Annotated in this window: 20 protein-coding genes; 17 read left to right on the plus strand and 3 right to left on the minus strand. The window is 65.3% G+C overall.

The window, feature by feature from the left end; genetic code table 11:
• Positions 1-9: 9 nt before the first annotated feature.
• Positions 10-1212: an alanine racemase gene (locus Q4F91_RS02100; protein WP_303334117.1), complete on the minus strand. Its 1203-nt coding sequence runs from the start codon at positions 1210-1212 to the stop codon at positions 10-12.
• 251 nt (positions 1213-1463) lie between these two features.
• On the opposite strand from Q4F91_RS02100, the gene Q4F91_RS02105 reads away from it, so the two are divergent.
• The 5 genes from Q4F91_RS02105 (at position 1464) to Q4F91_RS02125 (ending at position 7613) form a co-directional block, all read left to right on the plus strand.
• The gene (locus tag Q4F91_RS02105) at positions 1464-2330 is read left to right on the plus strand and encodes a transcriptional regulator (RefSeq protein WP_303334118.1); all 867 of its coding nucleotides are present in this window, start codon (positions 1464-1466) and stop codon (positions 2328-2330) included.
• A 36-nt stretch (positions 2331-2366) separates the two neighbouring features.
• Positions 2367-2747, plus strand: coding sequence for a RidA family protein (locus Q4F91_RS02110; RefSeq protein WP_303334119.1), 381 nt, complete (start codon positions 2367-2369; stop codon positions 2745-2747).
• 6 nt (positions 2748-2753) lie between these two features.
• A complete protein-coding gene (locus tag Q4F91_RS02115; protein WP_303334120.1) occupies positions 2754-3851 on the plus strand; it encodes a threonine synthase in 1098 nt (365 codons plus the stop codon).
• 333 nt (positions 3852-4184) lie between these two features.
• Positions 4185-5681: a hypothetical protein gene (locus Q4F91_RS02120; protein ID WP_303334121.1), complete on the plus strand. Its 1497-nt coding sequence runs from the start codon at positions 4185-4187 to the stop codon at positions 5679-5681.
• Between the two features lie 126 nt (positions 5682-5807).
• Positions 5808-7613: an autotransporter outer membrane beta-barrel domain-containing protein gene (locus tag Q4F91_RS02125; RefSeq protein WP_303334123.1), complete on the plus strand. Its 1806-nt coding sequence runs from the start codon at positions 5808-5810 to the stop codon at positions 7611-7613.
• A gap of 103 nt (positions 7614-7716) precedes the next feature.
• Here Q4F91_RS02125 and Q4F91_RS02130 read toward each other — a convergent pair whose 3' ends face one another.
• Both Q4F91_RS02130 and Q4F91_RS02135 read right to left on the minus strand, forming a co-directional pair.
• On the minus strand, positions 7717-8232 hold the full coding sequence (locus Q4F91_RS02130) for a nitroreductase family protein (protein ID WP_303334124.1): 516 nt from the start codon (positions 8230-8232) through the stop codon (positions 7717-7719).
• Positions 8214-8849 (minus strand): nitroreductase family protein, encoded by a 636-nt coding sequence (locus Q4F91_RS02135; protein ID WP_303334125.1) that lies wholly within the window; start codon positions 8847-8849, stop codon positions 8214-8216. Before Q4F91_RS02135 ends, Q4F91_RS02130 begins: the two co-directional genes overlap by 19 nt.
• A gap of 392 nt (positions 8850-9241) precedes the next feature.
• Between Q4F91_RS02135 and Q4F91_RS02140 the strand changes: the two genes are divergently transcribed.
• From Q4F91_RS02140 to Q4F91_RS02195, 12 genes are all read left to right on the plus strand, one after another.
• Entirely contained in the window at positions 9242-10267 is a 1026-nt protein-coding gene (locus Q4F91_RS02140; protein WP_303334126.1) for an ABC transporter substrate-binding protein, read from the plus strand.
• A gap of 16 nt (positions 10268-10283) precedes the next feature.
• Positions 10284-11105 (plus strand): ABC transporter ATP-binding protein, encoded by an 822-nt coding sequence (locus Q4F91_RS02145; RefSeq protein WP_303334127.1) that lies wholly within the window; start codon positions 10284-10286, stop codon positions 11103-11105.
• Positions 11106-11107: 2 nt separating this feature from the next.
• A complete protein-coding gene (locus tag Q4F91_RS02150; protein ID WP_303334128.1) occupies positions 11108-11857 on the plus strand; it encodes an ABC transporter permease in 750 nt (249 codons plus the stop codon).
• 297 nt (positions 11858-12154) lie between these two features.
• Positions 12155-13387 carry a dicarboxylate/amino acid:cation symporter gene (locus Q4F91_RS02155; RefSeq protein WP_303334129.1) on the plus strand — a complete coding sequence of 411 codons (1233 nt, stop codon included), beginning with the start codon at positions 12155-12157 and terminating at the stop codon, positions 13385-13387.
• Positions 13388-13973: 586 nt separating this feature from the next.
• The gene (locus Q4F91_RS02160) at positions 13974-14450 is read left to right on the plus strand and encodes a hypothetical protein (protein WP_303334130.1); all 477 of its coding nucleotides are present in this window, start codon (positions 13974-13976) and stop codon (positions 14448-14450) included.
• A gap of 35 nt (positions 14451-14485) precedes the next feature.
• On the plus strand, positions 14486-15730 hold the full coding sequence (locus Q4F91_RS02165) for a hypothetical protein (protein ID WP_303334131.1): 1245 nt from the start codon (positions 14486-14488) through the stop codon (positions 15728-15730).
• Between the two features lie 210 nt (positions 15731-15940).
• The gene (locus Q4F91_RS02170; protein WP_303334132.1) at positions 15941-16765 is read left to right on the plus strand and encodes a polysaccharide biosynthesis/export family protein; all 825 of its coding nucleotides are present in this window, start codon (positions 15941-15943) and stop codon (positions 16763-16765) included.
• A gap of 88 nt (positions 16766-16853) precedes the next feature.
• Complete coding sequence (locus Q4F91_RS02175) at positions 16854-19022, plus strand: polysaccharide biosynthesis tyrosine autokinase (RefSeq protein ID WP_303334133.1); 2169 nt, start codon at positions 16854-16856, stop codon at positions 19020-19022.
• Between the two features lie 223 nt (positions 19023-19245).
• Positions 19246-21981 carry an O-antigen ligase gene (locus Q4F91_RS02180; protein WP_303334134.1) on the plus strand — a complete coding sequence of 912 codons (2736 nt, stop codon included), beginning with the start codon at positions 19246-19248 and terminating at the stop codon, positions 21979-21981.
• Positions 21982-22001: 20 nt separating this feature from the next.
• The gene (locus tag Q4F91_RS02185; RefSeq protein ID WP_303334135.1) at positions 22002-22739 is read left to right on the plus strand and encodes a tyrosine-protein phosphatase; all 738 of its coding nucleotides are present in this window, start codon (positions 22002-22004) and stop codon (positions 22737-22739) included.
• A gap of 85 nt (positions 22740-22824) precedes the next feature.
• Positions 22825-23736, plus strand: coding sequence for a LysR family transcriptional regulator (locus Q4F91_RS02190; RefSeq protein ID WP_303334136.1), 912 nt, complete (start codon positions 22825-22827; stop codon positions 23734-23736).
• A 314-nt stretch (positions 23737-24050) separates the two neighbouring features.
• Positions 24051-24713, plus strand: a complete 663-nt coding sequence (locus tag Q4F91_RS02195; protein ID WP_303334137.1) for an FAD-dependent oxidoreductase — start codon at positions 24051-24053, stop codon at positions 24711-24713.
• Positions 24714-24744: the final 31 nt, after the last annotated feature.

A 24744-nucleotide genomic window follows, 5' to 3' on the forward strand; every position in this document is an offset into this window, starting at 1 on the left:
AGTATGCCGTTATTCCCAGCCGCGGACGTGCTCTATAACGTCGACGATATGGCCGTCACGCACGAGGAGCAGATGCGCGTAGGGCGCGACCGTCGGGCAGGCGTGGTTCGGGAGAATGCGCAGCCTCAGGCCCACGGGGAAGTGCTCCTGGGCGAGATCGGTGCCCTCGGGGATCGTGATGATGCCGTGCTCCTGGTTCGTGCCGGTGAGGAGGAGCTTGTCGCCCTCGACGGGCTCGCCGTTCATCAGGCAGACGACGCCGTACTGGTAGTCCTTCTTCTGGCGCTGCGTGCCGCGGTCGCGCGACATCGCAAGGAATCCCGAGTCGGTGATCACGCGGTTCTTCGCCGTCTGGCGGCCGATCACGGTCGTGAGGACCGATCCGGCGATCTCGTCCATCGAGCAGGCGCCGACGTTCGTCATGAAGAGGTCGAAGAGGGCGCAGACGCCCGCGCGGATCTCGGTGACGCCTTCCTCGCTCTCGGCGAACATCAGGGTCGGCGTGGAGCCGAGCGAAACGATGTCGATCAAGAAACCCTCGGCGCGCAGGCGCTCCGCGGCGCGCACGATGCCGGCGCGCTCGGCCTCGGCGGCCTCGCGGATGGCGTCAATGGTCTTGCACTCGTAGCTGTCGCCCGCGTGGGTGAGGACGCCCACGAGCTTCGCGCCGTTCGTGAGGGCGCGCGCGGCCTTGAGGAGGTCCTCGGACTCGGGCTGGATGCCCGAGCGGTGCCCGTCCACATCGACCTCGAGGAGCACGGGGATCTCAACGTCCTTCACCATGCAGTAGTCGGAGACGAGGCGCGCGGCCTCCTCGCTGTCGAGGATGATCTTGAGGTCGCACCCGAGCGCGCGGATGCGCTCGACCTCGGCGAGCTTCTGCGGCGCGATGCCGACGGCGTAGATGAGGTCCTTCACACCGTTCGCGGCGAAGTAGCGCGCCTCGGCGAGGGTGGAGACCGTGGCCGGTCCCTCGGGGGAGACCATCTGGCGGCGGGCGATCTTGATCGACTTGTGGGTCTTCAGGTGGGGTCTGAGCGTGACGCCGAGCGCTTTGGCACGGGCCTTCGCGCGCTCAAGGTTCGCCTCGAGTTTGCGGTCGTCGATGATGAAGGAGGGCGTCGGCACGCGCGGGTCGTCAAGCGTGAGACCGATCAGGCTCTCGGCGGGAGCGGGGGCGAAGCCCTCGATGGGATAGGTGAGGTCAGACATGGATCAGCTCCGGAATGTCCATTGTGAGGAAGTTCTGTAGAAAAAATTCTACCACGTCGCAGCTAAAATTGTTCTCATTGAAATCTATGAAAAATTAAGGGTTCCTTTGCGTGTCGAAACAGGTGCGGATCTCCCGCTCGAGCATCGGTCGGACTTGACGCATAGAATTTTTTATGGAAGAATGCAGGTCATCGGGAAATTCTTCCAAGGCTCCCGGCCTTCGTTCCACCAGCGAATTCCTCCTTCTAGCCATGACCGCCTCCTCCAAAGCAAAAGCCACGCCTCGCGAAACCGCACAGGCCGCGCTCTTCGCGCCCTGGCGGGCCGTCGCGGAACTCGTCGCCCGCGTGGGCGGCCCCGACTGCGAGACGGTGCTCCATGATCTCTCGGATCCCGTGCACTCGGTGATCTACGTCGTCAACGGCCACGTCACCGGCCGCGCGCCCGGGCAGGGCTTCCGCCACCTCGTCGCGGAGATGCTCCGCGACGCCGCGGCGAACCCCGAGGGCAGGGATCTCCTGAATGACTGGTGGTTCCGCCACGAGGGCAGGCTCATCCGCTCGATGACGCTCCTCATCCGCGGCGCGTCGGGCGAGCTCGCCGGCGCCCTCTGCGTCAACCATGACGTGAGCGCGGGCGAGGCGGCCTTCAGGACCCTGAAACAGCTTTTACCGGGGCTCTCGAGCGTGAGTCCTGTTTTTTCTTCCGAAGAGGGCGTGGTCACGGTCCCGGCCGCTCCGGCCCGGGAGGTTGCGGCGGCACCGCAGACGGACGGCGCCTTCATCGCGCCCCGCGAGAGCGTGCCTGACGCGGTCTTCCGCCTGATCGACCGCATCGTCGCGGACGCCGACGCGAAGGAGAACCGGGGCGAGGCGCCGCGGTCCCGCGAGGCAAGGCTCGCGCTCATCGCCTTCATGGAGGAGCGCGGCGTGTTCCTCGTGAAGGGCGCGATCGAGCGCGCGGCACTGCGCCTCGGCGTCTCCAAGGTCACGGTCTACAGCGACCTTGATCAGCTGAGGCGCGATAAGCCCGGTCAGGAAGGAAGCAAAGTCACCAAGCCCGCGCGCAAGCGTCCGGGCGATGAAAAACCGAACAAATCCACCAAAAAAGATCACTGAACGATCTTTGACAAACATTCAAGGGGAAAGACCAATATGAAATTCATTGACCCAGGCTTCAAGGGGGAGAACCCCGGCCACTACAGCGCCGCCGTCGTCTCGAAGGGCATGCTCTACGTCTCCGGGCAGCTCTCCATCGACCCGGACACGCGCGTGCCCTGCCAGGGCGACATCCGTGCGCACGCCCGTCAGGCGCTCGCGAACCTCGACCGGGTGCTGAAGGCCGCGAACTGCCGCCGTGACCAGGTCGTGTTCTGCCGCGTCTACACCCCGTCGAACGAATACTGGGGCCCGATCAACGTCGAGTACGCGGCGTTCTTCGGCGACCACCGCCCCGGCCGCGTCGTCGTCTCCACGACGCCGCTCCACTTCAACTGTCTCGTCGAAATCGAAGCCATCGCTGAACTTGAGGGGTAACTGAACATGCTGAACTTCGTCTGCACCTGCTGCGGCAAGCACACCCCCGTCACCACCCGCGCGCCGAAGTGCGAATGCGGCGGCATCTTTGAACTCGACTACACGCCCCCGAAGTGGGACGCGTCGAAGATCGACACCAAGGAGTGGAGCCTCTTCCGCTACCGCGAGTTCATGGCCGTCGAGGGCGACGCCTGGAAGAAGGTGACCCTCGGCGAGGGCATGACCCCGATCGTCGAGCTCGAGCCCGGCGTCTTCGTCAAGGTTGACTACGCGATGCCGACCCTCTCCTTCAAGGACCGCGGCGCCGCCGCGCTCGTCGCCCACATGAAGGCGATCGGCGTCGAGAAGTGCGTCCAGGACTCGAGCGGCAACGCCGGCAACTCGGTCGCGGCCTACTGCGCCCGCGCCGGCATCGCCTGCGAGATCTACGTCCCCGAGGGCACGAGCCCGAAGAAGATCGCGATGATCAAGGCCCACGGCGCCGGCGTGCACGTCATCCCCGGCAGCCGCGACCACTGCGCCGACGTCTGCCGCGAGCGCGTCGCGAAGGAAGGCGTCTACTACGCCAACCACGTCGTGAATCCCTTCTTCTACGAGGGCACGAAGACCTACATCTACGAGGCCTTCGAGCAGCTCGGCCGCATCCCCGACCACGTGATCCTGCCGCTCGGCAACGGCACGCTCTTCATCGGCGGCGTCAAGGCGCTCGAACACCTCTACGAGTCCGGCGCCATCCCGAAGTTCCCGAAGATCATTGCGCTGCAGAGCGAGCTCTGCAACCCGCTCGAGCGCGCCCGCGCCGAGGGTCTTGACCACGCCGCGGACGTGACGCCGCAGCCCACGATCGCCGAGGGCATCGCGATCGGCAAGCCCCTGCGCGACCGCGAGATCCTCGCGATGATGAAGAAGCACGACATCGCCTGCGTGACGGCCCCCGAGGACAAGCTCCTCGCCTGCCGCGAGCGCCTCGCCCGCCAGGGTCTCTACATCGAGCACACGACGGCCGCGAACTTCGCCGCCTGGGATCACTATCAGGAGCTCTACGGTCCCGCCTCCGACGTGCTGATCACGCTCTGCGGCGCCGGCATCAAGAGCGACCACTGATACCGCTGAGCCACTGATCTCCTGGAAGGAGCGCCCCGTCTGCCCCGAGCATGCAGACGGGGCGCTCGTCTTTTCTGGGGCCGTCGGATTTCCGCAGCCGTTGGTATACATGGAAAGCAAATGACTCTCCCGGAAGACGGAAATCCCCCGGGGGAACACTTCCGGCATTAAAGCGGATTTTCGCGGGATGGGGCGGATTTGTCGGATAAACCTATAATCCGCCGCGACGAACGTCCCCGGGAACCGAGCGATGAAGACCTGAAGCTCGGAGGTTCCCGAAAATCCAGAATAAAACCGCGGGGGCGGGCCGCAGCGAAACAAGGAGAATTCGCGATGAAAGGTGAAACCCAGAGGTTCAGGAAGTCCGTGCTCCTCGCAAGCATGCTCGCGGCCTTCGCCGGCGCCGAGGCGGCGACGGTGACGGATCCCGTGACGGGAAGCGGGGACGCGTATGGCTCCGCGGTGAAGACATGTGACGGTGCGGTCTGTACCTATGACTTCGGCGAAACCGTGACGATCTCGGCCGACCGGTCGGACTTCGAGACCGAAAAAGCTTTCTTCGGCGAATTCGCGAACGGTGTTGTCCGGTTCATAGGCACTTCAAAGAACAAGCTCACCGGGTCGGAGATCACCATAGCCAATCCTGTGACCATTGAGGCGACGGATGTGGCTCAGGAAGGCGACTCGTCCTCTGACGAGTTGTTCGGCGTTTATTTCAACTACGCGAACGGCAATGCTCTGACTTTCAAGGATGCACTCACGATCAACGCAACCCTCGAGAGAGACAGTTCAAGGTCCCTGGCCACGGCCAACGGCATCAACGTCCGTGGTGCGAATGCCAAGGGGAACACGATCAATGCCGGAGACACGACGATCTCCGTGGATGTGAGCAGTCTGCTCTCAGGTGCGCAGGCCAGAGGTATCTATACCTGGACAGGAGATAACGGCAACAGCATGACTTTCGGCGATCTGGTGATCCAGGTCTCCGCGGATTCGGAAGGCGGTGTCGCGAATGCATACGGACTCTACGGCGGCGGCCTTTCACTGACGGCTTCCTCGCTTCGGATTGAGGCGAATTCGAACACCTCGGCAGCCAGGAACGCAACGGCGCATGGACTCTATGCGCTTAAGTACTCAGATATTGCCGTCAACGGCACTCTCAGCATTTCCGCCGAGGCGGAGAGCGGCGGTTCAAACGCCACGACCACCGGTCTCTGGGTGTACGGAGGCTCGGTCTCCGTGACGGGCGGCTCGGCTTCGGACATCACAGCCGTCGCCTCAAGCAGCGCCGGTAAAGCGACTGCCCGGGGCATCTATGTCTACACATCAGGGAGCGAACTCAACCTCTCGTCGGAATCGAGCCAGATCGTGACCGTCCGCAGCGAGGCCGTGAACACAGGGGGTGTGGCCAAGTCCTATGGCGTGGATCTCTACGGCGCAGGCTTCACCTTCGAGGGGAGCCTGAACATCACCTCGACAGCGGATTCCTCAACGGGAGACGGCACTGCCTATGGTCTCAATGCCACGACGCAGACGGCGGTCATCAGGACTGCGCTCAACATCAATGCAGAGGGCGACGAGGCCTATGCCGTTCATGCATACCGAGGGGTCACGCAGGGCAGCGTCACTGCGGGGTCGGTGACGCTCTCCGCTGTCGGAACCGCAGAAGCCTGCGGTGTCTGTCTTGAGGGCGGCGCTGCCGATTTTGCCTCCGGCAGCATCTCCGCCTCGTCCGCGGCGGCAGACGCGACGGTCACTGCGGTGTCGGTCTCGGAGACGGGCGCCTTCGAAATGGGCTCCGAGGGTTCCGCCGTCACGATCATTGCCTAGGGCGTCGCCGGGGACACGGTCTCCGCGCTGCAGGTCACTGAGGGCTCGGCTACCTTCGACACCGGTGCCTCGGGCTCCGTCTACCTGTCGGCCGGGCTCTCGGACGACGGCTCCGACTCAAGCACGGTGACCACTGTCAGCGCGGTCGGCTCAGGCTCTTCGGTGGATGTGAGCACAGGCGACCTCCTCATCTTTACCGAGGCCGGGGATGGCGCGGGCACGGCGGTCTCGGCCGCGGACGGCGCGGCCGTCACGCTCACTGCCTCGACCTCCCTCGTGATTGACGCCAGGGACAAGGCGGTGAGCGCCACGGGCGGTGCCTCCGTCGAAATTGACTCCAGCAGCTCCTTTATCTGGGGAGACGTGACCGCTTCGGAAGCCGGTTCCGTGAATGTCTCGACGGGCAGCAGCTCCAGTCTGATCGGCACGCTCTCAGCCGCCTCCGGCGCCGCGGTGAACGTTTCGCTCGGCGCCGCCTCGAATTACTTCGGCCGAACGGCGACGGACGCGGCTTCAACGGTCACTCTCACGCTCGGGGAGGGCTCCGAGTGGTTTTGCCTCGGCGACTCCGAACTCACGAGCCTCACAGCCGTGAACTCGACGATCGCGATCAACGCGGTCTCGGAGGAGGGCAGTTTCACCACGCTCACCGTCGGAACGCTCTCGGGGAGCGGCATCACCTTCGAGATGAGCGCCGATCTCGCGGCGGGCCAGAGCGACCGGCTCGTCATCACAAACTCTCCTGCGGAGGGTGTGTCCTATGCGGTTTCGCTCAATCTGATCGGCAGCGAGCCCGCGGGGAACGTGAGCGGCATTTCGCTCATATCCGGCGCTGCGGACGCCGCTTTCTCACTCACGGACCAGGTCGCCTACAACGGCTCGGCCGACTCCTGGACGCTGGAGTACATGACCGAGGAGGAGGGCGTCGCCTCAGCCGGCTGGTATCTCACGCGCCAGTCCGGCACGAACGCCGCCGACACCCGCGAGACCGACACGGTGAAGAACTTCGGCACCTCGGCCGGGGCCTACTACGCCTGGCGGGCCGACATGCGCGAGATCTCGGCGCGCGTGGCGGAGATCCGCGGGGGCGTGGTGAGCGCCGCGGGTCTCTGGGTGAAGGGCATCCACGAGCGCGACCGCGTCTCGACCGCACCGGGCAAAGGTCTGCGCCAGAAGACCTTCGGTCTCCACATCGGCGCGGACAGCATCGTCGCCGACCGCGGCAATGCCGCCTGGCTCGCGGGCGTGTCGCTCCGGTTCGCGCACTCGGACCAGGATCACCTCGCCTCGGCCGGGAACGGCACGGGGAACCTCGACCAGTACTCGGCGAAGCTCTGGGCCTCGCGCGTCGGGCGGTCCGGCGCGTACACCACGGTCGTGCTCACGGGCGGCTTCTATGACGCCGACTTCGAGGGCGTCTCCAACGCCCGCAACCTCACCGTGAAGTCGGACTACACGACCTTCGGCCTCGGCGCGGCGCTCGAGGCGGGCCACCGCTTCGAGTTCGGCGACCGCTCGCCGTGGTTCGTCGAGCCCCAGCTCGCGCTCTCGTACCTCTGGGTGAAGGGGCGCGACTGGACGACGACGACCGGCATGCAGGTCTCGCAGGAGGATGCGGAGTTCCTCACGGGCCGCGCCGGGTTCGAACTTGGCCGCCGCTTCCCCGTGGGCCTCACGGAGAACGATCCGAGAAGCATGCAGTTCTCGCTGCGCGCGGGCGTGATCCACGAGTTCATGGGCGACCAGGACGTGACCCTGAACCGCTCCCACAGGTTCGCCTCCGAGATCGGCGGGACGACCGCCTACTACGGTCTCGGCCTGGACTTCGGTCTCTCCGAGGCCCAGAACCTCTCGGTGAGCCTCGAGCGCGAGACCGGCGCGCACTATCACCGGGATCTCAGCGCCCGGGTGAACTGGTCCTGGCGCTTCTGAGCTGAAAAAGAGCGGATGCGCCGCATCGTCCGGGCGCGGCGCATCCGCAATCACAAGGAGTTCAGTTCTTAGCAAAGGCGTTCAGGACCTCGGTTTTCGGCCGTCAGATCCAGGTGACCCGCGCGTCGTCGTAGCGGAGCTTCACCTGCGGCATCTCCCTCGGATGCCCGATTGCGATCAGGCAGAAGGGAAGCACGTTTGCGGGAAGACCGAGCGCCGAGATCACGCGCGCCATGCGCTCCTCCTGCGGCGCGATGCTCATCCAGACGCCGCCGAGGCCCTCCATCGTCGCTGCGAGCAGAATGTTCTCCGCGGCGGCCGAGAGGTCCATCTGCCAGTTCTCGGGGAAGCGCATGTGCGCGGTGTCGCCCGCGAGCACGAGCACGACCGGTGCGCCGGCGGCCGGATGCGCGTAGGGTGAGGCGAGCGAGAGAAGGCTGCGCTTCTCCGCGTCCTTCACCACATAGAAGCGCCAGGGCTGCTGGTTGCCCGCCGAGGGCGCCTGCATGGCGGCGGTGAGGAGCGCCGTCACGGCGTCGTCTGAGACGGGCTCGGGCGTGAAGCGGCGAACGCTCGCCCTTGAGAGCATCGGGTTCACCATCACTTCTTCCCCTGCCACTTCTCGAAGTGGACCTGCGCGGGGTTCTCGTAGAGCGCGGAGGCGCTCGAGACGGCGTCAGGCGCGGCGTGGCCGACCGCGATCATGATCTCGGGGATGAGATGGTCGGGAAGCTCGAGCGCGGCGCGCACGCCGATCTCGCGGTCCTTGAGCGGAGCGATGCTCATCGGCACGGTGACGAGACCGAGGCGGGCGGCCTCGACCAGCACCGCCTCGGTTGCGGCGCCCGCGTCAAACATCTGCAGCTCGTCATAGCGCGCGGCCTTCGGGTTCGCGACGATCACGAGCGCGGCGGGAGCGCTCGCGAGCGCCATGCCGTAGGGCGTCGACTTCTGCATGGCGGCCATGCGGGCGCGGTCCGTGACCCAGACGAACTCGAGCGCACGCTGTCCGCCCCCGGTCGGGGCCGAGAAGGCGGCCAGCGTCAGCGCGCGGATCTGCTCGTTCGTGAGGGCCTCGGCCGAGTAGGTGCGCACGGTCCTGCGGGCGAAGACGTCTCCGTCGGGGACGTCCGCCGGGGCGGCGGACGGGCCGGCGGCGAAGGCCGTGGAGGCCATGGAGGCGGTGAGCGCGCAGATCGCGGCGGCGAGGATCGTCCGGGTGTTGGTCTTTGTCATCTTCATTCTCCTTCTCCGGGGAATCCCGGCTGGTGGTTGAGCGAATGTTGGACGACTTTTCTCGAAAAGACAATAACTTACCGATTCGTAAGTACCCGGTTGGCGGGATGCGCGGCCGCGACGGGCAGGCGGGCGCCGGCGTCGATGCGGCGTCCTTCCCGCGGGACGCCTCAGGTACGGTCACGCCATACAAATCAGCATTCCGGCCTAAGGGTTTCCGACAGGTTTTCCATTTTTCAAGAGGTGAAAAAGTAATACCTGAGGTAATACCTGATCTGACTCAGAGCCGTTTTCCCGCCTGTCCGTAAGCTAGGGTCCGAGGAGGCGCACATTTCATTCATCAAAACCACTTCATCGCGCCCGAACAGGATTTCAACTTCAGGAGAGAGAACATGGAACACAATTCTGAAAAGGCGCTGACGCTCTCGCGCCGCAGGCTTCTCGCCGCCGCCGGCGCCGCCGGCATCACCGCCGCCGCGGGCGCTCTGCCCGGCATCGCGCAGGCCGCCGCTCCCGCCGGCAAGGCGAAGATCGCGGTGCTTCCGGCCGTTGACGCGCTTATTCTCTACGCCGCCGAAAGTGATGGTCTCTTCAAGGCCGAGGGCATTGACTGTGAAATCGTTCCATTCAAGAGCGCACTCGAACTCAATGCCGCGATGAGAGCCGGTCGAATTGCCGGCCATTATTCGAACATTCTCACCACCATTGCGCAGCGCGCGAATGGCATTGACTCCGCCATTGCCGTGACGACCTGGCACACCTCGCCCGACTACCGCGCCTTCGGCTTCGCGGTGTCCCCGGCGAAGGCCGCCGAGCTCACGTCGCTCGACGTGGTCCGCGCCCGCAGGGGCGTGCAGACCTCGACGAGCTCGGGCACGATCACCGACTGGGTTCTCCACCGCATGGTCGAGACGGCTCCCGTTCCGCCCGAGTGCCTCAAGTCGGTCGAGGTCGCGCAGATCCCCATTCGTCTGCAGATGCTGAACGCCGGGCGTCTCGACACGGCGCTTTTCTATGAACCGCTTCTCACGCTGATCGAGTCGAAGGGCGGCCGCACGATCTGGGATGACCGCGGATTGAATGAGCCGCTCTCGATGGTGGCGCTCCGCGGCCCCTATCTCACGGACGACTTCGTCGGCGCCTTCCGCCGCGCGCTCGCCGCCGCCGCGAAGCGTATCGACGCCGACCAGCAGAAGTACCTGCCGCTCGCCGTGAAGAAGGGCCTGATTCCGCAGGCGATCGTCAAGGATTACAGGCTGCAGAAGTTCTCCGGCTTCGCGACCCGTGACGGTCTGCCGCCGCTGCCGACCGACGAGCACGTGCGCGCCGCCGGCGAATGGCTCGTCGCCAACGGCCTTGTGAAGAAACTCCCGGATCTCGGCCCCGTGGTCTACCGCTCGGCCGCGAACGCCGACTGACCGCAGAGGACCCGACATGACTGCAGTTTCCAATTCGCCCGCGCAGGCACGCGGTGCGGCGCTCTCAGTGGAGGACCTCTCCGTCGGCTATGGCGATGTGCCGGTGCTCGCGGACCTGTCCTTCAGGCTTCCCGCCGGGGCTTCGCTCGCAATCGTGGGCGAGTCGGGCTGCGGCAAGACGACGCTGCTCACCGCGGTCGCCGGCCTCAAGGCGGCCGCGAAGGGCTCGATCCGCTGGACGGACGCGGAGGGCGGCGCTCTCCCGAAGCTCCGTTCGAGCTTCGTCTGGCAGGGTCTCGGCCTCTTCCCCTGGAAGACGGTCCGGCAGAACCTCGCGCTTCCCTTTGAACTGAAGAACTCGGTGATCCCGAAGTCGCAGGCGAAGGACCGTGTCGCCGGGATGCTCGCCGAGCTCGGCCTCACGGGCCTCGAGGACCGCTGGCCCTCCGCGCTCTCGGGCGGCCAGAGGCAGCGCCTCGCGCTAGGCCGCGCGCTGATCGGCGAGCCCGAGGTGCTCTTCATGGACGAGCCGTTCTCGGCCCTGGACGCCCTGCGACGCGAGCGCCTGCAGGACTTCCTCGCCGCGATGCGCGTGCGCCGCGGCGTCACGATGGTGTTCGTCACGCACGACATTCCGGAGGCGGTCTTCCTCGCCTCGCACATCCTGCTTCTCGCGGCCAATCCGCCGAGGCTCCTCAAGCTCTACGAGAACCCGGCCTGGCAGCCGGATCTGCAGTGCGCGAACCGCGAGTCGCCTTACTTCTATGACGCCATCCGTCACGTGCACTCGACGCTGCGCGAAGCCGCGATCAGCCGCGGCGAAAGGGAGGGGAACTGACCATGAACAACATTGCCATCCGCTATCTCGCGGGCACCGCGGTGCTCCTCCTCCTCTGGGAGGCGGGCAGCGTGACGCTCGGGCCTGAGATCCTGCCCGCGCCCCTGCAGTCGCTCCATGACTTTGCGCTCGCGCTCACCGACGAGACCTTCATCGGACACATCGCGGTGAGTCTCGTGCGCCTCATCTCCGCCATCCTCATCGCGGTCGGCACCGGCTTCACGCTCGGGCTCCTCTTCGGGCACCTCAAGGCCGCCGACTGGATCGGCGCGCCGATGACCTTCATCACGCTGCCGCTGCCGAAGATCGTGCTCCTCCCGGTGTTCTTCACCGTGTTCGGTCTCGGCGACTCCTCGAGAATCCTGCTCATCGCGCTCGCCACCGGCTACCAGATTCTCGTGATCGTGCGCGAGACCGCGCTCTCGATCGAGCCGGCGTATGAACTGTCGCTGCGCTCGATGGGCGCCACGGCCTTCGAGCGCGTCCGCCACGCGTATCTCCCCGCGGCGCTGCCGTCGCTCATGACCTCGCTCAAGGTCTCGCTCGGCACGGCCATGGCTGTGCTCTTCCTCGCGGAGAGCTTCGCGACGGACTCCGGTCTCGGCTGGCTCATCATGGACGCCTGGGGCATGGCCGACATGGCGCGCATGTTCACGGGCATTCTCGGAATGTGCATCCTCGGCCTCATCTTCTACAGCGGCATCGGACTGCTCGAGCGGATGGTCTGCCCGTGGGAGCGGAGAGGATCCTGACCGGAAGGATGTTGAAAACAGGAATCTTCCTCAAATCCCTTCTCGCAGAGGGCGACCGGAGTTTTCCGGCCGTCCTCTTTTCACGTTTCGCGGGATATTTCCTCAGGGCTTGACGAACCCTCATTGAGGCAAGCAATTGTCCTGATAAGGAAAACCCCGTCTCAGGGATAATCTCTGCTTCATCAGGTGTCCGGGGCTGGCTCACCTTGACCGCTGCGAAGGAAAGGCTCATTCATTTCACGGCGGCTCACCCCGGTGCCGCAGACCAACCCTCAGCCTAACTTCCAGGAGAATCAAATGGCTGGCAAAGCAAAAATATCCCTCGCCTGGCAGATGATGATCGGCCTTGCGGTCGGTGTCGTCGTCGGTGCCTTCGTCGACAGCCAGTTTGCGACGACTTATCTTCAGCCCCTCGGCACGCTCTTCATCCGACTGATCCGCATGGTCGTCGTGCCCTTGGTGGTCGCCACCATCATCGCGGGCTCGGCTGGCATCTCTGACACGGCCAAGCTCGGCCGCGTCGCCCTGAAGGTGCTGATCGTCTACGCGATCACGACCGCCATCTCGGTGACCTTCGGTCTGCTCTTCGCGAACGCCATCCAGCCCGGCATGGGCCTCGATCTCTCGACCGAGGGCCTCGCCGCCAAGGCGGTCTCTGCCCCGGCTCTTTCCGAGACGCTCCTCAACATCGTCCCGATCAACCCGATGGAAGCCATGGCCAAGGGCAGCATGCTCCAGATCATCTTCTTCGCGGTGATGTTCGGCTTCGGTCTCGCGGCGCTCGGTGAGCGCGGCAAGCCCGTGCTCAACTTCTTCGAGCTCGTCGGCGACGTCATGATCCGCATGACCGGCTACGTGATGCTCTACGCCCCGATCGGTGTGTTCGGCCTCATCTCCTTCACGGTCGCCAAGCACGGCCTGCAGGTTCTGATCCCGCTCCTCACGCTCGTTCTCACGTCGCTCATCGCCACCGCCGTCCTCGTCTTCGTGATCCTCGTCCCGATGGTCGCGATCCTCGGCAAGACCGGCCCGGCGAAGTTCCTCAAGGGCATCTTCGAGCCCTGGCTCATCGCCTTCACGACGTGCTCCTCCGCCGCGGCTCTGCCGGCCAACCTGAAGGCCGCCCGCATCCTCGGTTCGACCAAGGCCATCGCCTCGTTCTCGATCCCGCTCGGCAACACCGTCAACATGAACGGCACGGCCGTCTACATGGGCGTCTGCTCGGTCTTCGCGGCTGAGGTGTTCGGCATCGACCTCTCGATGACCGACCAGATCACGATCGTTCTCATGGGCGTTCTCGCCGCCGTCGGCACCGCCGGCGTCCCGGGCGCGGGCCTCATCATGACGACCGTCGTCTTCACGCAGGTCGGCATCCCGCTCGAGGCCGTGGCGCTCATCGCCGGCATCGACCGTCTGCTCGACATGATCCGCACCTCGATCAACGTGGTCGGTGACGTGGCCTCGGCCATCGTCGTCACGAACCTCGAGGGCGACCTCAACAGCGAGCCCTACGAGGAGGGCGAGGCCTGACCGGCTTCTCTGCCTCAAGTCCGGGAGCCTTCGGCTTCCGGATCCGCGCTCCGTAAGAAGGAGGCACATCGGGGAGAATTCTCCCGCGAGTGCCTCCTTCGTCGTTTTTGGAGAATCCGTCTCCCCGGCCAGGGCGGCGCCGCGTTTACAGAGAGGGGCTGCGGAGGCGGGCTGGGCCGGCACCGCACCGTCTCCGGGCAAAATGAACAATTGTTCGTATGTTGCTTTTGAGTTGTGCCGCAGGACAGGATTGGTCTGAAAGGAGATGCACCCCAATGACTGTCGCCGCAGGGGAGGGGCCTCAACAGGGCGGGTTTCCGCAGGGCTGCACCGCCTGTTTTTTGAGAAGCGTCTGATAGTTCGGCGATTTTTGCCCGGGGCGGGGCCTCTGACCCTGGAGAGACAGCGCCTGACCCGCGGGGGAGTGTAGGCGCTCCTTCTTGTTGTATACCTGCAACTGCGAAATTGGGAGCGTGTTCGAGCCCTGATAAACAGGCAATCTGAGATATAATCGCAAGAACTCAGACTATGTTCGCGCCCTGCGCGACGACTTACCCACAGGATTCCCACTTTTAGAGAATGCGAAATGAATAGGATTGCAAAGTCCCTGACAGCGATTGCGCTCATCTGCGGCGCGGCCTGGGCTGTCGCTGCTCCGGTTCAGGAAGCGGCTTTCGCCACCTCCGCCGGCACGCTGACGCTCACGACCGGTGACGATGGCTCGCTCTCCGTCTCCGACGGCAAGCAGGTCTACGTCGGCGCCCAGGCGCTCGATCTGCTCACGCAGTTCGGCATCAACCTGAACATCACCTCCGGCGGCGTCATCCAGGGCGTCCGTCTTGACCCGGCCCAGAGCGGCACGAGCGTTGCGATCGCTCCCCGCTACATCCGCTCCGGGAGCTCCGCCACGATCACCGACGAGAACACCTATGTGAACAGGGCGATCAACGGCACCGAGCTGGTGAACAACCTTCCTGAGAACACCCCGACGGCGAGCTCGATCTACAGCCAGCGCTACGACGAGGCGACGGGTTCCTCCGCGAAGGATGAGGTCAGCCGCTGATCTCTTCGGTGAGCACTATATTTCAGAGACAATAAATGCAGACGAATAATCTGAAAGGACTGAGCCTTGTCGCGGCGGCAGCCCTCATCGCCTCGAGCGCGAACGCCGCTGAACAGATCAAGGAGTCCTATCACCCGGTTGTGAACGGCTCGCCCGTCACGCTGATGAAGGACAACCTCATCACGCAGAAGCTCGGCGGCCGGATGCTCAACCTCGACATCTGGGCCGGTGAGTTCATCACCTTCGACAACAACATCTTCAATTCGCGCACGAACGAGGAGGATGACACGATCCTCTCGACGGCCGCAGGTCTTCTGCTGCAGGCCGGCGAGCGCGGCCTCTGGGATGTCCGCATCGAGAGCCAGATCCAGCGCAACAACTACTCCGACCACTCGACCTACAACGGCACCGAGGGCTTCTTCCGTGTGCGCGGCGAGCGTGACTTCAGCCCCGCGCTGAAGGGCCGCGTGAGCGCCGGCTACGACAAGAGCTACGACACGATCCGCAACGTCGACGGCATCTTCGACCTCGAGCGCTACAACGCCGGCGCCGGCGTTACGGTCGCTCCGTCGCCCTTCTTCACGATCGACGCCGACTACCGCTGGTTCGGCCAGCGCCGTGACCACTACCGCACGGACACCGAGTACGACGAGCACGCCTTCACGATCCGTCCGAGCTACGCGATCACGCCGAACACGAAGGTCTACGTGCAGGGCGCGTTCATCTCCACGAACGTGCTTGAGAATCATTACAACGACGCCAACACCTGGTCGCTCGTCGGCGGTGCCGCCTGGCACTACGAGGACAGCGCGCAGGTCTTCGGCGAGGTCGGCGTGATGACGATGGACTTCGACAGCAACGGCACGGTGACGGATCACCGCGGTGACAGCGTCACCCGTCCGACGGCCCGCGCCGGCGGCTGGCTCGCCCTCAACGAGGACGTCAAGGTCGGTGCCGAGGCCTCCTACACGGTCGGCATCGGTGCCGTGACGACGAGCTCCGAGCAGAGCTCCTACGTCGAGATCACGCGCGTCGCCGTCAACGCCGAGTACTCGCCCGGCGCCGGCCGCTTCACCGTGAAGCTCACGCCGTTCTGGACGCACAACTCGCCCTCGCAGAACACTTCGTTCCGCGAGTACGGCGCGACGCTCGGCGTCACCTACAGCCTGATCGACTGGTTCAACATGAGCGCCGGCTACCGTTATCTCAACACGAAGTACTCGGATGAGTCGAGCTATGACCGCCACGCGTTCATGCTCGGCCTCGCCGCGACCTTCTAATCCGTTCTTTTCACCGTTCCTCTTCCAGCCAGATTCCGTATGCGCCGTATGAGTGCGGCGCATACGCAGGTGCCGGAAGAGGAGCCGTTTTTTTATGGCGCCCTCCACCCCGGGGATGTGGCCAAGGAAAATTCGATCACCACGGATGCCTTGGATTACTCCCTGCCGTGCCGGCCTCAGGAAACTCGTATTGCCGTCGGAGCAGTTCTCATGAAATCCCTTGGTGTCCTCGCCGCCGTCACCGTCGCAGCGCTTTCTCTCGCGACGCCTCTCACCGCATCCGCGGCCGCATACAGCATCGCCTCCGGTGACCTTCTGACGGTGAGCGTCTATCGCCAGGAGGACATGACGTACCGCGTCCGCGTCGACACGGAGGGCTTCATCCGCTTCCCCGTCGCCGGCCGCATCGCCGCCGCGGGCAAGTCCACCGACACGATCGAGCGCACGATCGCGCAGGCGCTCCGCCGCAGCGGCTACAGCCAGCCTGAGGTGGTCGTCTCGGTCGATCAGTACGCCCCGCGCAACGTCTTCGTGCTCGGCGCGGTGACGAACGCCGCGAACGTGCAGATTCCCGAGGGCGGCGAGATCAGCGCCATGCAGGCCATCTCCGCCACGGGCGGCCTCTCCGAGGACGCGGACATCGACGGCATCGTCGTGCGCCGCGCCGTCGGGAAGAACGTCCAGACGATCAAGGTTCCCGCGCGCGACATCCTGAACGGCAAGTCGGTGCACGACATCGAGCTCACCCCGTCCGACACGGTGGTCGTGCCGCGCATGCAGCCGATCTCGGTTCTCGGCACGGTGAAGAAGCCCGGCGAGTTCTTCGCGACCGCCGAGTCGGCCCTCACGGTGAGCCGCGTGATCGCCCTCGCGGGCGGCGTCGAGCGTCCGAACTCGCTCTCGCAGATCCGCGTGACGCGCGGCGACAAGTCCTTCGAGGTAGACATCCGCTCGCTGCTCGAGTCCGGGAAGGGCGGCAACGACATGACGCTGCAGCCGGGCGACGTGGTGTACGTCCCCGAGACCCGCTGGTAATCACGGGCATAATTCCTTATCTAAGGCACAGGGCCGCTCTCGACGGAGCGGCCCTGTACGGTAGAACACCAAAACCAACATCCAGAACATGACGACACCCGACAGCCAGAAAGCTGAAGTGAGTGAAGCCCGGGGCAAGTCCGAGGACTTCCTCGAGATTGATCTGCTCGGCATCTTCCGCGCGGTCCTGAAGCGCTGGAAGCTCTCCGCCGCGATCATCATCGCGGTCATCGCGCTCGGCCTTGCGTACTGCTTCACCGCGACGCCGGTCTACCTCGCCTCGAGCCGCATGCTCGTCGAGCCGGGAAGCCTGCGCGTCACCGAGATCGAGGACGTGTACAACAGCGAGACGGGCCGCGACTCCGTCTCCCGTCGTGACTTCATCAACACGCAGATGCAGATGATCAAGTCCGACCACATCCTCGCGCGCGTCTACGAGCACTTCAAGTTCAACGAGCGCCCTGGCTTCGAGGCCCTCGCCGAGCCCCTGAAGGCGCTCGCCAACCTCGTTGACGTCAAGCAGGTTCCCAACACGAGCCTCATTGACATCGGCTTCAAGAGCACCGATCCGAAGTTCGCCGCCGAGGTCGCGAACTTCATCGCCGAGGAATACATCGACGACTCCCGCAAGCGCTCGTCTGGTTTCTCCGAACTCGGTCTCGAGCGCCTGCGCGCCGAGCTCACGAACATGGAGGCGAACCGCTACAAGGCGATCGCCAAGCTCAATGACTTCAAGCAGCTCCACCAGATGCTCTCCGTGGAGACGTCCTCGCAGCTGCTGATCTCGCGCCTCACCTCGCTCGAGACCGCCGAGGTCGCCGCCCGCCAGGCCCTCGCCAACGCGCAGGCCTCCGTCGCCTCCGTCGAGATCTGGAAGAAGGAAGGCCAGCGCCTTGACTCCATCCCCGAGGCGATCGCCAACCCGACGCTCGCGAACTTCAAGGTCGTCCGCCTCCAGGCCCAGGCCCAGCTCGTCAAGAGCCTGCAGGACTTCGGCCCGACGCACCGCACCGTCTCCACCCAGCGCCAGGTCATCGCCGAGATGGACAAGGCGATCGAGAACGAGACCGAGAACAGCCTGATCTCGATCCAGGCCAAGGCCAATGAGGCCAAGGTCCGCCTCGACCTCATCAGCGCGCAGCGCGTCGCCGCCACTGAGGAGCTCATGGGTCTCGACCGCATCTCGCACGAGTACAAGGTGCTCGAGGACAACCTCGCCGCGAGCGAGAAGGCCTACCAGTACGTGCTCGAGCGCGTGAGCGAGCTCGAGATCGCCCGCAGCGCCGACACGGGCTCGGGCGGCACCTTCCAGGTGATCGTGCCCGCTACGCCGCCGGTGCGCGCCGCGTTCCCGCAGAAGGCGAAGACGATGATCATCCTCACGCTCGCGGCCGTCGTGGCGAGCGTGCTCCTCTCGATCGTGCTCGAGCTCCTCGACAGGACGCTCAAGAGCCGCGAGGAATTCGAGAACGAGACGGGTCTGCCGGTGTTCGGCGTCATCCCGTTCGTCAAGGATCCCGGCCAGCGCGGTCCGGACTTCGTCTGCATCGACGCCCCGAAGAGCGAGACGGCGGAGGCCTTCAGGTCTCTGCGTACCTCGATCTCGCTCTCGAAGGCCGCCTCGAAGGCGAAGCTCCTTGCGATCACCTCTGCGCTGCCGCATGAGTCCAAGTCGTTCGTCAGCTTCAACCTCGCGGTCACCTACGCCCGCAGCGGCAAGCGCGTGCTGTTCGTCGACGCGGACATCCGCCGCCGCCGCATGACGTCGCTCCTCTTCGGCGACCAGAAGGACATGCCGGGTCTCTCGAACATCCTCGCCGAGACGATCTCGATCAGCGACACCGCTTCGCTCTTCCAGAAGCCGTTCGAGGATCTGCCGCTCACGATCCTGCCCTCGGGCCCGATTCCCCCGAACCCGACGGAGCTCCTCGCGAACGCCGTCTCGAGGGAGTTCTTCGAGCGTCTCGCCGAAGCCTTCGACATCGTCATCGTCGACACCGCGCCGGTGCTCCCGGTCGCCGACACGCAGAACCTCGCGGCCATCGAAGGCATGCGCTTCTTCGTGGTCGGCCGCATCGAGCAGACCGAGCGTGCCGCGATCCGCGCGACCGTCGACTCGCTCCAGAAGGTCGGCGCCAACGTGGTCGGCACCGTGGCCCAGCTCGGCGAGAAGACCAAGTCCCAGGGCGGCAGCGACTACAAGTACAACTACAAGTACGGCTACCGTTACGGGTACGGCGGACACGGCAAGGCCTGATCCCCGCCCGGAGGGAGCCTTTCCCGCGGATTTCCACGGAAGGGCTCCCTTGAGTTGGTTTTACGGCGAAAGGCTCTGAACGGCGCTCTCCGAAGGGTGTGTGTTCAGAGCCTTCTTTGTCAGGAAAAGGAAGAAAAGGAACGTGCGAATGGATCCCCGTCATTCACCGCGCCGGCATTCCATGAGAAGGCACCGGCCGGCGGCGCTGAGAACCTGCGGCAAAGTGCTGCAGAATCTCGCGCGCGTCGCGCTCCTGCTGCCGATCCTCGCGCTCCCGCTCCTCTGGGGCGGGCGTCACCTCGCCGCGGTCGGCCTCGCCGGCGTCTGCGTGCTCGTCTCGCTCTTCCTCTGGCTCGCCGGCGCGCTGATGCGCGGTCACCTCGAGCTTCGCCCGGCGCGCGGCCTGCTGCTCTTCGTCCCCGTTCTCGTCGTGGGGCTCCTGCAGTGCTGCCCCTGGGCCTACGACGCCTTCGCGCCCGAGGCCGTCCGCGCGCTCTGGGAGGGCGCCCGCGAGGCGAGCGATCCCGGCACGCCCCTGATCGCGCTCGACCCTGCGATTCAGCGCTACGGTCTCGCCGTGACGGTTCTCGCCGGCCTCTTCTATTTCCTTGCGGTCGAGCTCTTCCAGGGCACGCGCCGCACGCTCATTCTCCTCGTCGTGCTCGCGCTCGCCTCGGGCATCTCGGCCGCAGTCGGACTCTGGCAGTTCACCGAGCAGGAGGAGTGGCTCCTCTTCATTCACAAGACCGCCGACCGCGTGGCGAGCGGCGGGTTCTTCAACCGCAACCATTTCGCGGACTTCTGCACGCTCGGCTTCTTCGTCTCGCTCGGCCTCATCACCTCGTTCCTCACGTCCCACAGGGGCTCGGGCCTCATTGAGGAGACGGGGAGGGCAAGGATGCCGCTCCTCGCCGTGCTCGGGCTCACGGCGCTCCTGACCGCCCTCGGCGTCATCTTCTCCTACTCCCGCGCCGGAACGCTCTCCGCCGCCGGAGCGCTGCTCCTCTTCCTCGTCTGGATGGGTCTCGTGCGCCGGGGGAAAGGCGTCTCGGTGCCGCTTCTCATCCTGGTCGCCGTTCTCGTGGTCGCGGGCTTCCACGGCCTCGAACTCGTCGCGGACCGCCTCGGCTTCGCGCTCTCGGGCGAGGACTCGAGCGCGCTCATCCGTCTCGAGCTCTGGCAGTCGACGCTCGAGATCATCCGCGCCGTCCCCTGGACCGGCGCCGGCTTCGCCGCGGTGAGGGCGCTCCTGCCCTCGATGGGCACGGGCTACATGCCGGGCTTCATCAGTGCGGACGCCCACAACGACTATCTTGACCTGCTCGCGATCATCGGCATCCCGGCCGCGGCGGCGGTCTTTGTGATCGGCGCGGTGCTCTACGTGAGGCTTCTCAAGCGCCTCGCCGGATCCGAGCGCAGGATCTCCTCGTGGCTCCCCGTCGCGGTGGGCGGCCTCTGCGGCATCACGGCGGTGCTCTGCCACGAGTCCGTCGAGTACGGCCTGAAGCAGCCGGCGCTCCTGATCGGCTTCTGCGCGCTCTGCGCCGCCACGACGGCGCTCGCCGAGCGCGTTGACGAAGGGCGCTCCGAGCGTCCCGCGGAGTTCAAGGGCGTCCCGGGAGCTGTTGTCGCCGTCATTCTTCTCGTCGCCGACGCGGCGCTGCTGCCTTTCTACGGCCGCATCGCGGGCGAGGGCATCGCACAGGCTCGCGTCGAGCAGACGCGAGACGCGATGGCCGCGACGCCCCAGCTCTCCGCCGAGATCCGAGCCCGGACGGTGCGCGAGGCCTCGCTCGCCGCGCTTGAGCAATATCCCTCGAACACCGTGATCCTCACCACGGCCATCGACTCGACGATGGACTTCGGTGACGTCGAGCGCAGAGCGCTGATCGCGAAGGGCCTGAGCCAGATTCTTGACAGCACGATCGAGCCCACGGCGATTGACCGCCCAGCCTACAGCCGCTACCGCGCGGCGGCGCTCGACCGCATCCCGTCCGCTGACAAGGCCGGGCCCGCGGCGGTGTACGCCGGGGCCGCGGACCTTGCCAGGCGCCTCGCCGACACCGCGCCCTCCAATGCGCTCGATGTCTCGATGGTGGGTCAGATCCTCGAGGAGGAGAGCTTCTGGAGCGGAAAGCCCGCGGAGTCGCTCCCGCTTCACGCCTATGCGCTGAAGCACTATCCCACGCACACGACGGTGCTCTCAAGGGCGCTGCGCGGATACGTGCTCGCCGCCATGAATGAAAAGGAGCCGGCGAAACGCGCCGAACTCGTCGCCGAGGTGGAGAGAATCGCCGAGGCCCTCGTCTCCCAGGACCCGAGGGAGGTGCAGCGCGTGCTTCCGCTCATCGACGCCGTGCTCCCCGCGGCCGCCCGCGAGGGGCGGTTCGTGCCGGAGAACGTGACCGCGATGATCCTCTACGCCGACTGGCTCGAGTCCGTTGGTGAGCCGGGCAGGGCGCTCGGTGCCTTGGAGATCGCTGATGGTCTCAATCAGGACCGTCTCGAGGAGGAGAATCCCTGGACGATGGGAAGGCTCGAGTACCTCGCCCGCGAGCGCCGCTCCAAGATCGACGTCGCGAAGTTGATCGAGGAGAAGCGCCTCAGGATCTTCAACGCCGGAGGCGACTCCGAGGCCGGCGACGCCGCCGCCGAGCGCCTGCGCGAGCTGCGCCGCCAGGCGGACGACGCGAAGATCGAGCGCGCCGATGAGCTCCTCGCCGCGGGCCAGTGGGCGCTCGCCGAGGAGGTGCTCGTGCGCATCGGCTACGACGATCCGCGGGCGCTCGTGCGCCGCGCCGAGATGGCCGCCGTCACGCGCAAGGTCTTCACGCTCTCGAAGCTTCTTGAGAAGCTTGAGACACTCGAGGACGTTATGGACGACGACACGCGGTCAAGATATGAGAAACTACGCTCCGACCGCGGCGAGCCCGTGACCGCGAATACAGAACAGAAATAAGCACAAGGAATTTGAGTCCCGTGTCAGCGTTTTCGATCGACATCCATTCACACTTTCTGCCCGGCGTGGACGACGGCCCGGACACGGTCGAGGAATCGGTCCGGATGGCTGAGATGGCCGTGGAGGACGGAAGGCGCATCGTCTACTGCACCTCCCACCTCTCGGTCTTCGGCTCCGACAGCGTGGGCGCGCGCCCGGAGACGCTCGACGATCCGATCAGGGAGCTCGAGCGCCGCCGCGGGATCATGGAGACGCTGCAGCGAGAGCTCGACGCCCGCGGGATCCCCCTTGAGCTCAGGCTCGGCGCCGAGTGGATGATGGATCCCGACGTGCTCGATCTCCTCGAGCGCTCGCCGCTCGGGTTCCTCGGGGGCTCGAAGGCCTTTCTCTTCGAGCTCTCGTCCTTCTCGCCCCTTGAGTTCGTGCCGCAGTTCGTCGCGCTCGCCGTCGACCGCGGCTGGCAGCCGGTGCTCGCGCACCCCGAGCGCTATTCGCCCGTGACGGCGGAGAGCTTCCGCAGGCTGCTCAAGCCCGTCGTCGAGGAGGGCGGCATCATGCAGCTCACCTCCGGGAGCTTCACCGGGATGTTCGGTCCCCGGGTGAAGAGCCTCGTCGAGATGATCGCGAAGGAGTTCCCGCGCAGCGTCGTGATCGCGAGCGACGCGCACGAGTCGGAACTGCGCACGCCTCAGATCATCCGCACGAGCCCGGTGCCGGTGAACTTCCCCGCCGCGCTTGAGAAGGCGCTCGCTTCCTGAAGGCGAGCCGGCGTGTCATCTGATGACGCGCGGTGCTAGAGTTAAGGTGGCACCTTCGCCCAGATCCCGTCCGAGAGGATGAGCCATGTTCGACACGAAGCACCTTCAGGCCTTTGCAACCCTCGCTGAGCACATGCACTTCGGCCGCGCCGCGCAGGCGCTCGGCCTGTCGCAGTCGACGCTCTCCGCGCAGATCCGCGCGCTTGAGGAGGAGGTGGGCGGTCCGCTCATCAACCGCTCGAACAGGACGTTCTCGCTCACGCCCGTGGGCGAGGTCTTTCTGCAGGACTGCCAGGGCATCCTCTCGATGATGCTGCGCGCGAGGCGCAACACGGACAATGTGCTCGGCGGCACGGTGGCGACGCTGCGCATCGGCGTCTGCTCGGCCGTCATCTCCTCGGGGATTTTCAACGAGGTCCTCGGCGAATCAAGGCGGCGCTTCCCCGCGCTCGAACTCATCGCCGAGGAGAATCCGCCTGCGACGCTTGCGAAAAAGCTCTCCGAGGGGCGGCTCGATCTGATGCTCGGCGTCACATACGGCGTGAACTTCTCCGTCCCTGTTTTCTCAATGCCGCTCGCAGCCTTCCGTGCGGCGGTGGTCGCCCCGGCAGGTCTTGACATTGCCGCCCGCGACGACGCCGGCGCCGAGGTTCCCGACATGGCAAGGATCGCGGAGCATCCGTTCGTGCTCTATGAGAACGCGGGCTGCGAGTCGCCGCCGGTCGTTGACACGATGCTCGCCTTTCATCCGAGAAAGGTGATCCGTGTCGCCTCGGTCCGTCTGATGATGAGCTACGTGCGTGACGGCGGCTGCATCGCGATGGTGCCGGAGGCCGACCTCTGGATGATGCCCGAGGGGACGCGCTCCCTTTTCGTGCCCGACACCTACATGGAGGCGCAGGCCGTCCGTCTCGCGACGAGCAACTCGCCGATCCTGCTCAAGTTCTTCCGGATGCTCGACGAGATGTATGTCCGCCGCCGGGTTCTGCGCCCGTAGGGCACGCTCGGTGCCCCTTTCCAATTTCTTCGGGTTTTTCGATTGCGCCATCGAAAAATCGCAGGCAGGGTTTTCCCTGCCTGCCATCGGGATTGGATTTGTTTCTATTACATTGATAAACAAGGAAAATAATCTTCGCCAGATCTGAGAGGAGAGGGCCGCCGGGGCTTCATTCGGTTTTTCCGATAATGCCATCGGTCCCCCTGCAAGCCTTTCGACTTAGCCTTTCGTCCAACAACGGTTACGCCCTCGGTACTAGTTCTCAAGACCTAGGTGAAAGCCGTTCAGATTCCCTCTTCAAGGAGAAAGGCAAAATGTTCGTCCAGAATTTCCGCACGACGCTGATCGCAGCCATGATCTGCGGCGTGAGCTCGGTCACGGTCGCCTCCGTCACGGCCGGCACCTACGAAGGCGCCGCCCAGGGCAAGCTCTCGACCGTCAAGGTTGAGGTGACGCTCGACAACGCGGGCAAGATCACCGACGTCAAGGCTGACGTCTCCGGCGAGACCCCGGGGCTCGGCACCGAGGCCGCCAAGCAGATGATCCCGGCGATCATCAAGAGCCAGAGCATCAATGTTGACGGCGTCTCCGGCGCCACCTTCTCGAGCAACGCCATCAAGGCCGCCGCGAAGGCCGCCATTGAGAAGTCGGGCGCCGACGTCTCGAAGTACGACGTCAAGGTCGTCAAGCAGAAGGGCCCCGATGAGACGGTCTCCTACGACGTGGTCGTCGTCGGCGCCGGTGCCTCCGGCACGGCCGCCGCGGTCGCCGCCGCCGAGAAGGGCGTCTCCGTGGTCGTCCTCGAGAAGGCCCCGACGGTGGGCGGCGCGGGCAAGCTCGCCAGCGGCCTCTTCGCCGTCGAGTCGTCGCTGCAGAAGGAGAAGTTCAAGAACAATCCCGAGCTCCTGAAGGAACTCACGCGTGACAACCTCTTCACGCAGCTGATGGACTACTGTAGCATTCGCAAAGTCCGTTAAGTAATGTTGTAAAATGGCTTCACCTTATACT

The organism is Sutterella sp. (genome assembly GCF_030539355.1).
Classification (GTDB): Bacteria; Pseudomonadota; Gammaproteobacteria; order Burkholderiales; family Burkholderiaceae_F; genus Sutterella.

Coding starts and splice junctions, on each gene's coding strand:
- Q4F91_RS02100 (WP_303334117.1), bottom strand. CDS start 1,212: ATGTCTGACCTCACCTATCCCATCGAGGGCTTCGCCCCCGCTCCCGCC.
- Q4F91_RS02105 (WP_303334118.1), top strand. CDS start 1,464: ATGACCGCCTCCTCCAAAGCAAAAGCCACGCCTCGCGAAACCGCACAG.
- Q4F91_RS02110 (WP_303334119.1), top strand. CDS start 2,367: ATGAAATTCATTGACCCAGGCTTCAAGGGGGAGAACCCCGGCCACTAC.
- Q4F91_RS02115 (WP_303334120.1), top strand. CDS start 2,754: ATGCTGAACTTCGTCTGCACCTGCTGCGGCAAGCACACCCCCGTCACC.
- Q4F91_RS02120 (WP_303334121.1), top strand. CDS start 4,185: ATGAAAGGTGAAACCCAGAGGTTCAGGAAGTCCGTGCTCCTCGCAAGC.
- Q4F91_RS02135 (WP_303334125.1), bottom strand. CDS start 8,849: ATGACAAAGACCAACACCCGGACGATCCTCGCCGCCGCGATCTGCGCG.
- Q4F91_RS02140 (WP_303334126.1), top strand. CDS start 9,242: ATGGAACACAATTCTGAAAAGGCGCTGACGCTCTCGCGCCGCAGGCTT.
- Q4F91_RS02145 (WP_303334127.1), top strand. CDS start 10,284: ATGACTGCAGTTTCCAATTCGCCCGCGCAGGCACGCGGTGCGGCGCTC.
- Q4F91_RS02150 (WP_303334128.1), top strand. CDS start 11,108: ATGAACAACATTGCCATCCGCTATCTCGCGGGCACCGCGGTGCTCCTC.
- Q4F91_RS02155 (WP_303334129.1), top strand. CDS start 12,155: ATGGCTGGCAAAGCAAAAATATCCCTCGCCTGGCAGATGATGATCGGC.
- Q4F91_RS02160 (WP_303334130.1), top strand. CDS start 13,974: ATGAATAGGATTGCAAAGTCCCTGACAGCGATTGCGCTCATCTGCGGC.
- Q4F91_RS02165 (WP_303334131.1), top strand. CDS start 14,486: ATGCAGACGAATAATCTGAAAGGACTGAGCCTTGTCGCGGCGGCAGCC.
- Q4F91_RS02170 (WP_303334132.1), top strand. CDS start 15,941: ATGAAATCCCTTGGTGTCCTCGCCGCCGTCACCGTCGCAGCGCTTTCT.
- Q4F91_RS02175 (WP_303334133.1), top strand. CDS start 16,854: ATGACGACACCCGACAGCCAGAAAGCTGAAGTGAGTGAAGCCCGGGGC.
- Q4F91_RS02190 (WP_303334136.1), top strand. CDS start 22,825: ATGTTCGACACGAAGCACCTTCAGGCCTTTGCAACCCTCGCTGAGCAC.
- Q4F91_RS02195 (WP_303334137.1), top strand. CDS start 24,051: ATGTTCGTCCAGAATTTCCGCACGACGCTGATCGCAGCCATGATCTGC.